12 protein-coding genes are annotated in these 15,943 nt (G+C 51.2%); 6 read left to right on the top strand and 6 right to left on the bottom strand.

All coding sequences use genetic code 11. The features are described 5' to 3' along the window. Window positions 1–28 precede the first annotated feature (28 nt). The gene (locus tag J3P40_RS04815; RefSeq protein WP_256003427.1) at window positions 29–1,348 is read left to right on the top strand and encodes a TIGR00341 family protein; all 1,320 of its coding nucleotides are present in this window, start codon (window positions 29–31) and stop codon (window positions 1,346–1,348) included. A 5-nt stretch (window positions 1,349–1,353) separates the two neighbouring features. Further along, a complete protein-coding gene (locus J3P40_RS04810) occupies window positions 1,354–2,163 on the top strand; it encodes an ion transporter (protein WP_256003426.1) in 810 nt (269 codons plus the stop codon). A gap of 2 nt (window positions 2,164–2,165) precedes the next feature. Here the strand turns inward: J3P40_RS04810 and nhaA are convergent, their stop codons facing one another. After that, entirely contained in the window at window positions 2,166–3,470 is a 1,305-nt protein-coding gene (nhaA, locus tag J3P40_RS04805; protein ID WP_256003425.1) for a Na+/H+ antiporter NhaA, read from the bottom strand. A gap of 83 nt (window positions 3,471–3,553) precedes the next feature. Between nhaA and J3P40_RS04800 the strand changes: the two genes are divergently transcribed. The 4 genes from J3P40_RS04800 (at window position 3,554) to J3P40_RS04785 (ending at window position 8,442) form a co-directional block, all read left to right on the top strand. Beyond that, on the top strand, window positions 3,554–5,215 hold the full coding sequence (locus J3P40_RS04800; RefSeq protein ID WP_256003424.1) for a peptidase domain-containing ABC transporter: 1,662 nt from the start codon (window positions 3,554–3,556) through the stop codon (window positions 5,213–5,215). 3 nt (window positions 5,216–5,218) lie between these two features. Beyond that, the gene (locus J3P40_RS04795; protein WP_256003423.1) at window positions 5,219–6,571 is read left to right on the top strand and encodes an HlyD family secretion protein; all 1,353 of its coding nucleotides are present in this window, start codon (window positions 5,219–5,221) and stop codon (window positions 6,569–6,571) included. Beyond that, the gene (locus J3P40_RS04790) at window positions 6,568–7,956 is read left to right on the top strand and encodes a TolC family protein (RefSeq protein ID WP_256003422.1); all 1,389 of its coding nucleotides are present in this window, start codon (window positions 6,568–6,570) and stop codon (window positions 7,954–7,956) included. Before J3P40_RS04795 ends, J3P40_RS04790 begins: the two co-directional genes overlap by 4 nt. Window positions 7,957–8,040: 84 nt before the next feature. Continuing rightward, window positions 8,041–8,442: a MerC domain-containing protein gene (locus J3P40_RS04785; protein ID WP_256003421.1), complete on the top strand. Its 402-nt coding sequence runs from the start codon at window positions 8,041–8,043 to the stop codon at window positions 8,440–8,442. Window positions 8,443–8,559: 117 nt separating this feature from the next. On the opposite strand, the gene J3P40_RS04780 is transcribed toward J3P40_RS04785, so the two are convergent. From J3P40_RS04780 to J3P40_RS04760, 5 genes are read right to left on the bottom strand one after another with little or no spacing between them, the layout of a single operon-like run. Next, entirely contained in the window at window positions 8,560–9,708 is a 1,149-nt protein-coding gene (locus J3P40_RS04780) for an APC family permease (RefSeq protein ID WP_256003420.1), read from the bottom strand. After that, complete coding sequence (locus J3P40_RS04775; RefSeq protein WP_256003419.1) at window positions 9,698–10,546, bottom strand: hypothetical protein; 849 nt, start codon at window positions 10,544–10,546, stop codon at window positions 9,698–9,700. The genes J3P40_RS04780 and J3P40_RS04775 overlap by 11 nt, the downstream gene beginning before the upstream one ends. Next, complete coding sequence (locus J3P40_RS04770) at window positions 10,528–12,021, bottom strand: DUF6850 family outer membrane beta-barrel protein (protein ID WP_256003418.1); 1,494 nt, start codon at window positions 12,019–12,021, stop codon at window positions 10,528–10,530. The genes J3P40_RS04775 and J3P40_RS04770 overlap by 19 nt, the downstream gene beginning before the upstream one ends. Window positions 12,022–12,024: 3 nt before the next feature. Further along, a complete protein-coding gene (locus tag J3P40_RS04765; RefSeq protein ID WP_256003417.1) occupies window positions 12,025–13,227 on the bottom strand; it encodes a DUF4876 domain-containing protein in 1,203 nt (400 codons plus the stop codon). 11 nt (window positions 13,228–13,238) lie between these two features. Next, window positions 13,239–15,926, bottom strand: a complete 2,688-nt coding sequence (locus J3P40_RS04760) for a TonB-dependent receptor (protein ID WP_256003415.1) — start codon at window positions 15,924–15,926, stop codon at window positions 13,239–13,241. Window positions 15,927–15,943: the final 17 nt, after the last annotated feature.

Here is a 15,943-nt window from a genome sequence, read left to right as displayed (position 1 = left end):
GTGGTTTGATTTTTGAATGTAGCAGGGCATGAGAGAAATTTTCCTTGCGATCAGAAACTTCATTTCCTACCGCTTCAGTTTGCATGAAGACAATGCCGACGAACAGGATACGGTGGAAGCCCTGAGGCGGAATGTAGAGTTTAAAGGGGCCAACTTATGGACGCTCATTTTCGCGATATTCGTGGCCTCCATCGGTCTCAATGTCAATTCAACAGCTGTGATCATCGGGGCTATGCTCATTTCACCGCTTATGGGGCCGATCATGGGCGTCGGACTTGGCATTGGCATCAATGATTTTGAGCTCGTTAAAAAGGCGGCGCGCAACCTGGCTATTGCCACGGTGATCAGTGTGATCACCTCAACCTTATACTTTTTGATAACACCTTTGCATGATGCCTCCTCGGAGCTATTGTCCAGAACATCTCCCTCGATCTGGGATGTGTTCATCGCCACATTTGGCGGACTTGCCGGGATCGTTGCTGCCACGCGCAAGGAAAAAGGCAATGCCATACCCGGCGTGGCGATCGCCACGGCACTCATGCCTCCGCTTTGTACCGCCGGGTTCGGACTTGCTTCGGGCAACCTTTACTTCTTTCTTGGTGCCATGTACCTGTATTTTATAAACAGCGTCTTTATCTGCGTGGCCACTTATTTAATTGTCCGCTACCTGAAATTTCATAAAAAGGAATTTGAAGATAAGGCCTATGAAAGAAAAGTACGCCAGTACATCTGGATCCTGGTGCTGGTCACAGCCGCCCCCAGCGTTTACCTGGCCTACCGGATCGTGGATAAGAGTATCTTCGAGACCAACGCCAATGCCTTTATTCAGAAAGAGATGAACTTCGCAAGCACACAGGTCATCACCAAAAATTTTAATTACAGCAGAAGCATGGGCAATGAAATTGACCTTTTGCTGCTCGGTGACGAGTTAAGTGGCCAACAGATTGATACGCTGAAATCCAGGCTGCCTGCTTATAAGTTAAACAATACCGAGCTCCGCATCCGGCAGGGACTGAACGCCAAGAATGAATTGGATTTCAGCCAGATCAAAGCCAGCATCCTGGAGGCCGTCTATCAAAACGACTCCACACGAAAGAGTTCCTCAGCCAGGTTAGACATGCCCATACCAGATGTCCGTGCTGAACTCGCAGCATTATATCCAGCACTGAGCAGCTACAGCATTGAAAATGTAGTCCGACAACGCATGGATACCCTTAGGCAGGATACGGTAACGCTTGCCCTGGTAAGCTTCCGAACCGATCCGGCACCGGCGGAGCTTGTACGTTTAAGAGACTGGTTAAGATCAAGAATTAAAGCCGACTCCCTTACCCTTGTAGTTTCCGATTAGAACGCATGAAAAAAAACAGGAACGACTTATTCCGGAAACAATTGTACGTGATCATCTTCCGGTCTGATACGCCCGCAGGTAAGCTCTTCGACCTTGCGCTTCTTGTCTTTATCCTGCTCAGCATTCTGTCTGTCTTCCTGGAAAGCGTAGCTTCCGTAAGGGCCCGGTATGGTCACATCATTCATGTATTTGAATGGCTTTTCACCATCCTGTTTACCGTAGAATACGCCCTTAGGATTTACAGCAGCCACAGACCATGGCGGTACGTTTTCTCTTTTTACGGCTTTATAGATCTGATCGCATTCCTGCCTACTTACCTTAGCCTGATGCTAACAGGCGCACAATACCTCGTAGTAGTACGCGCCTTAAGGCTACTTCGGGTGTTCAGGATATTGAAGTTGACGCGGTTCATGTATGAGGGCAATATCCTGCGTGCAGCCCTACGAGCAAGCCTGTACAAGATCGTCGTATTTCTGACCAGCGTCGTCACCCTGGTTACCATAATCGGCACACTCATGTATATCGTTGAAGGAGAGGACAGCGGCTTTACCAGCATTCCCGTATCGATCTACTGGGCGATTGTCACCATTACTACCGTTGGCTATGGAGATATCTCGCCTCAAAGCCCCTTGGGCCAGTTTCTGGCAAGCATCCTGATGATCATCGGGTATGGCATTATAGCCGTTCCGACAGGTATAGTTTCTGTGGAAATGGCAAGAGCTACCGAAGAGGCCAAACGAAAATGCCCGCATTGTCATCATGCCTTACACAGCCCCACAGATAAGTACTGCGCTCACTGCGGTACCCGGGTATAATCTTACCTCGTCACCCGCTTTAGCACTATTGTACCAGCGATACCGGCCACAACAGAGGCAATCAGGATACCGTATTTCGCCTGATCAATAAAAACCGGATGCTTAAAGGCCAGTCCGCTGATGAAAAGCGACATGGTGAAACCTATACCTGCCAGCAGGGAAACGCCTGCCAGGTGGTTCCAGCCTGCGCCCTCCGGCAGTCCGGCAAGTCTTGACTTTATCATGATCCAGCAAAAACCCATGATGCCGATGAATTTTCCGATGATCAATCCGGCCGCAACACCAAACGAAACCGGGTTCGATACAGAACTCAGGAAATCGGAACCGATCACAATACCAGCATTTGCCAGGGCAAAGAGCGGCATAATGCCGAAGGCCACCCAGGGATGCAGGGCATGTTCTATCGTCTGCAGTGGTGTTTCAGCGGCCATACTCAGCCGCTTAACACTCTGTATTGTCTTATTTTGCTTGGGTGTGATCAGTTTGCCGCGCTCCGGGATGTCAGACTCAAAATCATACGACAGCTTACGGAGGTTACCTGCATACACTTCCTCGTTGATCCTGGTAACCGCGGGAATGGTAAAGGCAACCAGTACGCCCGCAATCGTAGCATGAACGCCGGAGAGCAGAAACCCGATCCAGACACCGATACCAATGATCAAATAGAACATGCTAGCCCGGATACCTATGATATTGCCTAATATCAATACGCCAAGAAATGCGGCTCCGATGCCCAGCGCGAGGAAATTAATCTCAGCTGTATAGAAGAACGCAATGACGAGAACAGCGCCCAGATCATCTGCTACGGCTAGTGCCGAAAGAAACACTTTAACTGATGTTGGGATGCCTTTGCCGGCCATGGACAGCAAAGCCAACGCGAATGCGATATCGGTAGCCATCGGGATGCCCCAGCCGTGCGCGGCCTCGGTGCCCGCGTTAAAAGCGGTATAGATCAAGGCCGGGACGATCATCCCGCCCAGAGCCGCCGCCATCGGCAGTGCGGCTTTGCTTACCGAGGATAGCTCGCCTTCCATAAACTCCCGCTTAAGTTCAAGGCCGATCACAAAGAAGAAAAGCGCCATCAATCCATCGTTGATCCAGACATGCAGCGGGTGGCTAAGCAGAAATTTATCAAAGCCTATCGAAAAATTGATGTGCCAGAGGTGTTCATAAAAATCGTGGTAAGCAGAATTTGCCCAGATGATTGCCGCCACCACGGCGGCCATGAGCACAAGTCCGCTCGTATATTCCAGATGTACAAAACGGCTAACCGGCGCCATGATTCTCTCAATCGTCGTTTTTTCCATGCAGGCAAGATAAGCGAAATAATATTATTACCGATATTTTTGGCAGGTAGATTGCTTTTGGTGAACCGCAATACAAATAGCTTATGACACCGGCCAAACGATTTTTTAGCCTGCTGAGGCTCGACAGGAAAGATGTCACACAGATTTTTTTCTACGCGTTGTTCGCGGGTTTGATCAGCTTGTCCCTTCCCCTCGGTATACAGGCCATTATCAATTTTATACAAAGCGGCAGGGTAAGCGTTTCATGGATCGTGCTGGTTGTCATCGTGGTTGGGGGAGTGGCATTGGTAGGTATACTATCTTTGATGCAACTGCGAATTACCGAAAATCTTCAGCAGAAAATATTTGTTCGTTCCTCGTTTGAATTCGCGTACCGCCTGCCCAAAATACGCTTTGATGAACTGTACAATAACTTCTATCCGCCCGAGCTGGCCAACCGCTTTTTTGACACCCTGACCATACAAAAGGGGGTCTCCAAGCTGCTGATCGATTTCTCAGCCGCGCTGCTTCAGATCGGCTTCGGAATTATACTGCTGTCATTTTACCACCCGTTTTTTATTGTGTTTGGCCTCTTGCTGGTGGGCTTGCTTTACCTGATCTTTAAATTCTCTTACGCCCCGGGGCTAGAAACCAGTCTCAACGAATCCAAGTACAAGTACCGGGCGGCCGACTGGCTTCAGGAAATAGCCCGCAATAATTCATCTTTCAGAGCAAAGCTGAATTTCAATTTTGCCCTGTCTAAAACAGACGATATCGTTGGCGGCTACCTCACCTACCGGGAAAAGCATTTCGGGATTATCAGGCGCCAGTTTATCCAGCTCATCGTATTCAAGATCATCATCACTGCCGGTCTGTTGCTTATAGGCGGCCTGCTGGTATTAAACCAGCAGATGAATATCGGCCAGTTTGTCGCTGCCGAGATCATCATCCTCCTGGTGATCAATTCCGTGGAGAAGATCATCCTGGGTCTGGAGAGTTTCTACGATGTGCTCACCGCCGTAGAGAAAATCGGCGAGGTTACGGACCTGGATATAGAGGATCAACCGGACGCTGCGGAAATCACCAGTGAAAAAGCCATAACGATCAAAACTGATGCTTTAAGGTTCCGTTATCCCGGTGCCGCAAAAGACACGCTGAAAAATATTTCGCTGACTATAGCGCCCGGCGAAAAGATTCTGCTGAAAGGTAACAACGGCGCAGGAAAAACCACCCTGATCCGTATACTGTCCGGGCTGCTCCAACCCAGCTCCGGTACACTGTCTGTAAACGACGACACCTTCGTCAAAATTGAGGGCGCTGCTTACAGGGCAAAAATCGGCCGCATCATCCAGGGCGAAACCCCGTTTGAAGGTACAATACTGGAAAATATCACCTTCAGCGACCCCGCAATATCACCTGAAGATCTGAAATGGGCGCTCGACGCCGTTCAACTCAGCCAGGTGATCAAATCACTGCCTGAGGGCCTGAACACCAAGATCTTCCCCGAAGGCAAACAACTATCCTCATCAAATGCTCAGAAGATACTTCTCGCACGCAGTATCGTGCATAAGCCTGCTGTACTCTTCTTTGAAGACCCGACCGACCGTATGGACAGAGATGCTGCGGCAGCACTGATCGACTTTATATTTTCCCCGGAAAACTCCTGGACCGTGATCGTATCCTCCGCAAACGTGCATTGGGAAGCCCGGGCCACCCGGCAGATCACTATGGAAAACGGAAAAATAATCCATGATACAAAACAATAAGCCATGCTAAATATTTCGACCAACAAAAAGGCTCGGCTTGAAACCTTACAGCATTTCAGCACTGTACGGCAGCTATCCAACAGGCCGCACTATAAAATATTAAACAGGATAATCCTTGGCCTCTGCCTGCTGGCCCTGCTGATCCTGTTTCTGCCATGGACACAAAACATCTCGGGCACAGGCGCAGTTACTACACTGAAACCGGACCAGCGGCCTCAGACCATACATACCGCGATTGCAGGACGTATCGAAAAGTGGTATGTACGGGAAGGCGATTACGTGGAAAAGGGTGATACCATATTGTTTATTTCCGAAACAAAGGAGGATTACTTCGATCCCAACCTGGTAAACAACACCAAACAACAGGTAGACGCCAAGAAAAACGCATTAAAGTCTTATGATAGTAAAGTACAGTCGCTGGAATCACAAATGGCTGCGCTGGCGAATGAACAACGTCTGAAAATTCAGCAGGCCAACAACAAAATACGGCAGGCCCTTCTGAAGGTGAAGAGCGACAGTATTGACCTGGAAGCCGTAAAAACGCAGCTAAAGATCGCCACCACACAGTTTGACCGGGCAGTTCAGCTTAATAAAGAAGGCCTTAAACCGCTTACTGATGTAGAGGAGAAAAGGCTGAAGCTGCAGGATGCCCAGGCGAAAATCATCACGCAGGAAAACAAACTGCTCGCCGCGCAGAATGACCTGATCAATGCTCAGGTGGAGATCGGAAGAATAACCGCTGAATACAATGAAAAGCTGGCAAAGTCGAGCAGTGATAAGTTTACCGCATTGAGCAGCCAGTTCGATACAGAGGCCCAGGTCAACAAGCTGCAAAATCAATATGTGAATTACTCCATCAGAAACGGCATGTACTACATCAAAGCGCCTCAAAGCGGCTATGTAAACCGGGCGCTGCAGTCGGGCATCGGCGAAATACTCAAGGAAGGAACGCCAATAGTCAGCATTATGCCTGCCGGGTATGAGATCGCGGTCGAAACCTATGTAAGGCCGATCGATCTGCCCCTGCTGAAAAAGGGTGACGAAGTGAGGGTATGGTTCGACGGATGGCCAACCATCGTATTTTCCGGATGGCCCGGAATGTCATACGGCACTTTTGGCGGCCGGATCGTGGCTATTGAGAATTTCATAAGTCCCAATGGCAAGTACAGGGTGCTTATCGCCCCCGATAAGCGCGACGCGGCATGGCCAAAGCAGCTGAGCATAGGCGCGGGGGCACAAACGATTGCCCTATTGGAAACCGTCCCGGTCTGGTTTGAAGTGTGGCGTACGTTAAATGGTTTCCCGCCCAACTACTACCAGCCTGCGGCGGCAAATGAAACGGCGAAAGACAAATGAGAGCCGTTATCTATATCCTGTTATGTGTGCTCTGCACGCTTCATGCAGCGGCCCAGGAGCGCTTGGCCGGGCAACTGAGCTTTGCGGAATACCTGGGCTACGTCAAAAAATATCATCCGCTGACCCGGCAGGCCAATCTTACGCTCAGCCGTGCCGAAGCAGAACTTATGGCTGCGCGCGGCGGCTTCGACCCAAAGCTGGAGGTCGACTACGATAAGAAAGAGTTCAAAGGAACGGGATACTATTCGCTCCTGAACAGCAGTTTTAAAATACCCACATGGTATGGCATTGAAATTAAAGCTGCCTTTGATAACAGTACCGGAAAGTATGTCAACCCACAAAACATTACCCCTGAAGGCGGACTCAGCTCTGCCGGAATCACCATCCCGCTGGCACAGGGATTACTGGTCAACAGAAGGATGGCAGACCTGCGCTCGGCCAAGGTGCAGCTGCGACTGAGCGCGGCCGAGCAAAAGTTGCAGGTTACTGAAGCCGTTTACGCCGCGTCGCTCGCCTATTTCAGCTGGAAACGTGCGTTTGACGAGGTAAAGCTTTATCAAACCTATCTTGATTTTGCAAGGGTCAGATATACGGGTATCACCAAACTCATACAGGCAGGGGACAAGCCGGCGATCGACAGTATTGAAGCGGGAGTGATCGTGAAGTCGCGCAGGCTAAGTCTGGCCGATGCGCAGCTCAAGCTGACTAAAGCACGCCTGGAATTATCCAATTATCTCTGGCTTGAAAACGTGCCTGTAGAACTGGCCGAAAATATCGTCCCTGAAGAAAACCCCGCCGAACATGCGGCTTCTATCCTGAACCTAACCGATGCAGCAGCAATGCTGCAACTCGGTGAGCATCCTAAGGTACAGGCATTACAGGGCAAACTTGAGCTTTTGGAGATAGAACGCCGGTACAAGGCGAACCTGCTGCTGCCTAAGGTCGATTTAAGCTATAATTTCCTAGCTGAACCGAGGTATGTGGACAGATACCGCTTTCAGGATTACAAACTTGGCGTCAATTTCAGTCTGCCGGTATTTCTCAGAAAAGAACGCGGTGGTTTAAGACTTGCAAAACTTAAAATACAGGACGGACAACTTGACCTCGACCTGGCCCGTGTGGCATTGAGAAACAAGATATTGGCCCAGCAAGCCGAGATCGATGCCCTTGAAAATCAGAAAGTCACCGCATCAGAACTTGTGAAAGACTATTCCACTATGCTCACTTCAGAAGAACGCCTGTTTTCTTTCGGTGAGAGTTCCCTTTTCGTCATAAATTCCCGGGAAAACAATGTGGTCAGCAGCAGACTTTCTGAAATCAGCATGGAGAACAGGCTGCTCATCGCCATCGCAGATCTTTTCAGGACTTTAAGCAATCCTCAGTAGTCTTTGATGGCTAGAGGCCAAAGCCTTGACTCAAAATTTGTGCATTTTTCTTGTTTGCAACATAATTGCATTTATATTTGCAGCATGAAATCACTACTGAAATCAGAAAGACTTGACCAGCTCGGCATAACAGCCTCTGTGGGATGCGCCATTCACTGCGCCGCGCTTCCCCTGATGGTCACTTCCCTGCCGCTAATCGGCATGGAGTTCCTGGCCAGCCCCTGGGTAGAAACCAGCATGATCGTCCTCTCGGTGATCATTGCCGTAACTTCGCTATCCACAACCTACAAGAGACACCGGAACACGACGCCGCTGCTCGCCCTTCTTTGCGGATTTGCCCTCATCGCATCCGGACACTTCCTGTGGCATGAGGCGGAAGCCCTGCTTATCCCTTTAGGCGGCATCACCATCGCCGCTGCACATTACATCAACTGGAAACTTAACCGGGTATGTACCCACAATATCGACCAGCGTGAAAATCCATAAACTCATATTCGGCACCTTCCTTCTATTGATCAGCATGATCAGCCCCGGCTGCAGGCACGGAAAAGCAAACGAGGAAAAGGAATGTCGGCATTCAGAACCTCATCTGCATTGGAAAAGTCATAACAATTGGAACAAAAGATAATAGCTGGCCCAAAGCGTAGCGCTGAGAAACACAAGTGCCGGCAGAATGACAAGTCGCTGAATTTTCCGGTAATTGACCAAAAGAATACTTACAGCCATACAGCTGCATACATTGAGCAGTATAGCAGTGTTTGCCAGTATTTCGAGAAAGCCACCGCTCAGAACGAGGGCCACCGTAATGGAATATTGTGCCAGAACAGCACCCAACGGTATCCCATCGCTCCCCGGCTTAATCACGCGCGGCCCAACCCAGATCATCGCACTCATACCAGATACGAGCAGCAGACTGACCATACCTGAAACGAGCTTGGCTACGGATGCCCCAAAAATCTTCTCGGCAGCAAGTGCGCCCACTTCAATAACTCCGGTAAGCTCCTGAAGCGGCACAACCTTCAGAAATATGTAATTCAGGAGAACATACAATACCGTAACCAGCAGGGTACCAAGCGTGATGGAAAGCCGTATATTCCTGAGCGGCATCGCGATCTCGTCAAAAATATAGACACTGGCATTCCAGCCGGAATAAGCGAACGACACATACACAAGCGAAGAGGCAAACGCGGGGCTGAACACGAGCTCTGCGGTTGTGGAGATCTGCAGTTCTTTACTGTAGGAAATCCCAGAGTGTGCCAGTCCCGCAATGATGAATACCAGGATGAGGAGCAACTTAAGCAAGGTAGTGATGAGCTGGAACCGGCTGCCCAGTTTCAAGGTAAAGCAGTGAAAGCCCGTGATGACGGTGATGACCGCTATGGCGGATACTTTAACATCGACTTGCTGCAGGAGCTGTGCAAGATATGCAGAGAAGGCGAGTGCACTGAGGGCAACGGGTGCGGCGAAACCGGCGAGAACCGAGACAATCCTTGCCATCTGGCCGGCCCAGGGGTGGTAAGCCGACTTTAGATAATGGTATTCGCCGCCCGAGCCCGGAAAGAGCCTTGCAAGCTCTATATAGCAGAACCCACCGCACAGCGCAACAATGCCACCGCATAACCAAAGGAGCATGAGCACGGTTACGTCCGGCAAAGCTCCGGTCTGAAAACCGAGACTGGTAAAAACCCCTGTGCCGATCATATTGGCCACAACCAACGCCGTTGCTGTTAAAAATCCGATCTTATTTTTCAACTTCCCTCAATAAATGCTTCAGAAGTCTGTAGGCGTCCAGGCGCTGGTCGCTCTTCTCGTACTTCTTACGGTACAACTGGTAGCGCGAGAGCCAATAGGCAGCCCTGGCTTTGATCTGTTCATCCCGGGCAGAAGGCTGACTTCCCTTGGGGAGAGCATAGACGAAACGGCCCTTCTGATTACTGTGAACCGGTATCTGGTAAAAATCACGTGCCACAAAATCTCCGGTTTTTTCTTTGCTTTGTTCTGCTTCAACAAAGAAGTTGACCGCACGTGGCGGATAACCGAAAAGGTTGCCATAGGACCGGAAGCGGATCAGCTTGTTTTCATATTCCGTAGTATTGATAAGCAGCCTGGCATCAGCGCCTGCCACGTAGCCCATTTCGCGATAAAATGGCGCGTTCGCCCTCACCATGGAATCTACCAGACTCTGCCGGTAAACGTTGATCTGAAGGAGGCGTTCCCCATCTTCATGCAGGCGGAAGGGAGTCATCACAAACGCCAGGTCGCCAAACTGAAGGGTGTTGAGCACGCGCTGGTACTGCAAGAGCTTTTGACGATCGCTAGTAAGCGTATCTCTAACACTAAAGCGGATATCGCCTGCTGAACTGATGGGCTTAAGGCGTCCGATGACAGTGAAGAGCCCTTCGTTATCGAGAACTTTCTTAATCAGCGTATCGGCAAGAGCCTGGTCGGCCGCGCTAAGTTCTTCATAACCTTTACCCTGCGGGGAACGGCCATTTGCAGCGTGTGGCACTATGGCGCAGCCGCTGAAGAACATGCTGGCCAGCAGTATAAGGCTGCAGCATATCATGAGTTTCAAAAAATCAAGGTACATGTGGCGTGGAATTGGTTACGGTTTGTACGGTTAAACGGATAGTCCTTTGCCTGGTGGGCAGGGGACTGGGTAATGTAAGCCAAGGAAATCCGGTAATGCCTTTCAGCACTCCGGAAACGGGCATGTGCACAAAAGCCACCTTCGAGGTAGCTGCTGCTCAGGAATTGATAATCGGGCCGGATCAATAGTTCCGACATAAGTTGAGGGGCATTGATCTTTAATTCAGCCGAAAGGTTTTGGTAATAGCCTAAGCGTGGTTCGGCCGTCAGGGAAAACCGGGAGGAAATCCTGTACCTGTAACTTATCCCTGCGGTAGCACCGGCCATTATGCTGGTCCAGTCAGTTTCGGCGATCTGCTCAAAATAATTGCTGTAGCGAACGGACGGATCGACGCTCAAAATGAGCAGATCGCCCCGCTCCCGGTGTTTCCACCAGTTGAGGCTGGCATTCAGGCCCGAAAGGTAATAAGCCGGGTTGATGGCTTGCTGACTCTCATCATAGCCGCTTCCGTCGCGAAACCAGCCATGGGCCCCCAGCGACCAGCCCGTGTTTAATCCTTCTTGCTCAAAACGTGCAATCAAAGACCACCGGTGCTCATCAAGCCCCCCTACGAGCAGGCCGGCATAGCCATCACTGACATCCTCCCGGCGAAGCCCAAATTTGGCCGAAGCAAAGAAGGCATTCCCTCCCTGCCGGTATTGGTAGTCGGCGCCCGCCTCCCAGCCCGGGCCGCCTCTCAGCCGTTCAGCTGTTACAACCGGGCTAACCGTGGCATATCCATAGCCACGAAGGGTATACAACAGTGGATTATTCCGCGAGTAAGCGCCAATTTCCACAACTTCATTCACCTTGCTGAACGCCGCGTTGAAACTAATTCTATCGTGTTGGCTAAGCTGGTAGGAAACTGCCGGGTTAATGCGATAGTTGATCAGCCGGTACAGGGGCCTTGGCTCATTTCCCCTGGCGCTCTGCTCGGCCTCATAGTCGACGCCCAGACCTAAAACCCATTTGCCCAGACTGGGTGTGACAAACTGAAACTGTGAAACAAGCTGGTCCCCTTTCCAGTTGCCTCCGGCCAGGTCGGCCACCATAAAGGGATTCCCATCAAAAGGCCTGGCGGCAAAGCTGTATTTCACACTATCGTCCACAATTTTGCGGTAGGACACCGCGCCCTGAAAGCGCCAGCTTCTGTAGGTTTTGATGCCTGAAGCACCAAAGCCCGTTGCCCTTTCTGACAGGGCTTGCTGCGGGCGTTTAAAGCGGCCCTTTGCATACTCATAATGAAATCCGGCTTCACCGAAATCCGGCAATGACTGTTCATTGAGCCATACCGGATTTCGTGTCGCCGTCCAGCTTGCACCATAAACCTGGTGGCGGACAAGTTCAAGACTGTCGGAAAGGTCCTGGGCCCCTACCCCGCCCGCCATCAGGAGCAGCGTGCTGAATAAGCACCTGAAGGTGTTTATTATTTTCATGGTTTATTTAAATGATTTCGGGGTCGGCACCGTCAGCTTTTCAAAGTCAGTGCCGCTGTTGTTGGTATCCTGCAGGATAATGCGGCCGCCCGATACCGAGGCTTGTTTCCTGCGGAAGCTCTCGGCAGTATAAGTTCCCGAGGCAAAACCGAAGCCCGCATCCAGCGCCGCAGGAATACGTTTAAAACTTCCGCTATTGCCGTCTTTAAGCGCCTCGAATGCGTCCAATACGATAGTGTTCGGAACCTTAACATATTGGGTCGTACCTCCGGGCACAACAACCTTCTCAAGAGCGTTTGCATCCTGCGGCTTGTAGATAACGATGCCAGGACCGAATACAGTGACGAGCCAGTCAAACCCACCCGTAAAATAAACCCGTTCGAGGTTTGGAACGCCGGGAGCATCTGCATCTCGGTTGTCCGGCCGCTCGTTATATGTTTCCCAGTCGGCCTTCGACAGGTCTACCGGACTGTTCGGGTTAAGTGTAGCCTCTTTGTGGTTTACGCCATCCTGGGCGATGATGATGCTGGCTCCCGGGTTCAGCGGATGCTGCTTGCCCGTTCCCGGAATCCGCCATACATTGCTTCCATAGACGTGGTCATGATCAGTGTTGAACGGCGTGGGCAGGGAGTTCGTATTGATCAGCCCCGAATTGCCATAAATATCAGAAATGCATAGCCCGTCCAGGTAAATCACTTCCGCCGAATTGTTATACAGTTCGATAAACTGGTCAGAAAAATAGGTTCCGCCGCTGGCGGTCTTGGAGCCGGTATAATAAACCTCTTTGATCACCAGGTTTCCGGCCGCAGAACCAGCGAGTTTCAACGTGATCGTGGATACGCCGGGGTTTACAGGCACATCCGGTTTGCTGGCATTTAGCGACATCGCAAGCAGACTGCCGGTCTGCGCGGCATGCTCTTCCGCGCTCAAGGTCCGGCTGCTGCTCAGATCGTAAGTTCCTGAGATCACTTCAGCAAACGTGGCAATACCTTCAGCGTTGGTGGTCGACGTGAGCACCGTTCCGGTACCTTTGTTGATCAGTTTCACCTCCGCAGAAGCGGCAGCGGTGTTTTTGAAGCCGTCAGGGAAATCGACTTTAACGGTTAGGTTAACTTTTTGGAGTTCTGTTCCTTCGCGTTTCTTGCAGCCTGCAATAATGGCTGCGGTCATTAAGATGAGCAAAATGCTTCTTCTCGTGATGTTCATATGCATAGTAGTTAAATTTTGATGGTGAATTCGGCCCCGAAGAAGAGGTCCTGATTGCGTTTGATATTTTCCCTGCGCACCTCACTGAAAAAAAGTCCACGGTCGCCAGGTATATTGTTGATATAAAAAGATAAACCGCTCCTGTTGCTAAACTCTTTCGTCGCGCGAACGTTGAATAGCCACAAGGGTTTCTGAAAATCTGTTCCGGTTAAGACGATGCGCTTTTCCAGGTCCTTGTAAAGTTCCGACCTTGCCTCAGCCCGGCTGAGATAAACCTTCCTCCCGCTATTGTCCAGAAAGCCGATCGCGTCCGGCGCGTCATTATAATTTTCGTTGCTGCTCATCCAAACGGTTTGCACAAGGCCCGAAAACAGGAATTTAAATGCAGGAATCCGGGTAATGAACCTGAGGCTGGTGTTAAAGCGCGTGCCTTCTACCCTGTTTTCATAGCCGTTTGAAAAGATGCCGATCCTGCTGACCTCCGCCGAGGAGAAACTGCGTGCCACATCAATAAAATCACCGCTGCTGTAAGACTGGGTGCGGATCCAGGCGCCACTGACGTCGAACGAGGTGTTGATACTCCTCAATGCCTTGGTTTCCAGCTGGAATTCAAATCCCCGGTTCTCTATTTGCCGGTTATTTACCGGCATATCATAAGCCGCAAAGAAGGCCTTTGTTCCAAAGGGGACGGGGTCGAGCACAGGCGGCTGTCCGACAGGAAATTCCAGCGCACGCAGCTGGTCTACCTGGATAACCTGCACATCCCGGTCGGTACCAAAAGCATTCCTGGTACGCTCTATGAACGCCGTCACATACCCGCGGAAAAAAGGATGCTTATAGTCTGCGCCCAGCTCCGCCTTACGGCTGGTATAGGCCTTAAGCCGCTCATTGTTCAGGTCTCGAACATGCGTGGTCAGCACAACAAGCCGCTCAGCCGGGTTTGCCGCGTAATAATTGAAATTCTGGAGGTCATAATAGCGTGGGCCGGGGTACAGGAAGGAGAGCGTGGGCGACTTAGCCGTGAGGCCATAACCCGCTTTAAGACGTAAATTGGAGAAGGCTTCGACCGCGAGGTTAATGCGCGGGACGAGAAGGTCGTCACAGCGAAGTCCTGCATGGAAACTATAGTTGCGGCCCAGGAACGTTCCGGCCGACCTGCCCTCCAAATAGTAGGCAAGCTGGCTGATAGCCGGCACTTCCGCATAGCTACGTGGCCGGTCGCCCGTACTGTAGTTTTGTCTTGGCGGCCGGAGCGCATCGAACTGGCGCCCCGCACCTCGGTTTACATCATGCCGGTACTCCGCACCTGCAATAAAACTGCCTCCCATAGTGTTCCTTGGACTGAATTTTTTATAAAACTTCAGCATGCCTGCCTCTAAACGGCCGTATATCGACATGGGACGACCGGATACTTGCACCTGGCTCAGATACTCACTGTCTCCGAACCGGGCCACATGCCGTCCTTCCGTTTCCCTGTCGGTCACCGGGTATACATCACGAACCACACGCTCCTGCAGGAAGCTTTCCTGGCTGGTATAGCTCAGTCCGGCGTCGTACGACAAGTAAGAAATCAGGATGCTGCCCGGGGCATATTTTCCGTTGCTGCTCAACCGGAAGCCCCTATCCTTGCTTGAATACTTCCGCATTCCAGCCTGATCGGCAGGGTCCTGTTTATGAGTATCCCTGGTCTGGAAAAGTGACAGACGGGTGGTCGTCAGGATTTGCTTATCCAGCCAGGGCTTGGTCCATGCAAACTGCGATGTAAACCGGCTATAGCCGGAGAGCTCGTCACGTGGATCGGCGTTCCCGGAGGCCAGGTCGCCATCAAAGCTGACGATACCTGCATTTGCGCCGAGCTTCACGCCAAGGCCTGCCGATTGCTGGATCAGGTTGGGATTCACGCGCGTGGTAAATTCCGGCGCAAAAACACCCGCTCTCGTAGCAACTACAATTGCCCCGGAGGTCAGATCACCATACCTGGCAGAAGGAACCCCTCGTATCACCTCGATGCTTTCGATCTGATCGGCCGGAATCTGCCGAAGATCATTGCCACGGCCTGCCACCGAAGCAAAGGCCGGCAAAGTTCCCGGTGCCGCATTCAGGATATTGACGGTGGTCTGCATATTGGCGTTATTAGACAAAGGGATTCCATCGAGCACAAGGGCTGTCCCCAATGCATTGGCCCGGGCGGCCTCGGCCGAGCTGGGGACCTGGCGCAGGTTGATTTGCGCAACGGCAGATAAATCTGGGTTAACGGCCAGTTGCCCGGGGATAAGCTGAAGCGCGTCGGCCAGGCTAGCTGGCTGCGTATGCTGTATAGCCGTTTTTTCCAATAAGGAAGACGAACCGGTAACCGACTGCCTTGCCACCACAGGAACCTCTTTCAGGCCGAGCGACAACATTTCCATGGAAAGGTTAATGATCGTGTCCGATCTGAGGTTCACTTGCAGCGCCACAGTTTGAAAACCCAGGCGCTTGTAAGTCAACGTATAGTGGCCCGACTTTAAGCCGCGGATCAGGTATCGGCCCTTCTCATTACTGATCGAGAACCGGCCATAGGCATCAGCCTGTACCTGAACGTCGGGCAATACTGTTTCTGTACCCTTTTGTGTCAGGTTGCCGCCGATCGTGAGCTGGGCCTGCGCAAAGGAATTCGAAAACAGTACTACGCACAATGCACATAGTAATTGTTTAAGCATTAAATTTTGTGTTGTTT

Source organism: Pedobacter deserti (genome assembly GCF_024436415.1).
Classification (GTDB): domain Bacteria; phylum Bacteroidota; class Bacteroidia; order Sphingobacteriales; family Sphingobacteriaceae; genus Pedobacter; species Pedobacter faecalis.
Note: the sequence above shows the minus strand (reverse complement) of the source record. Positions and strands in the feature narration are given on the sequence as shown.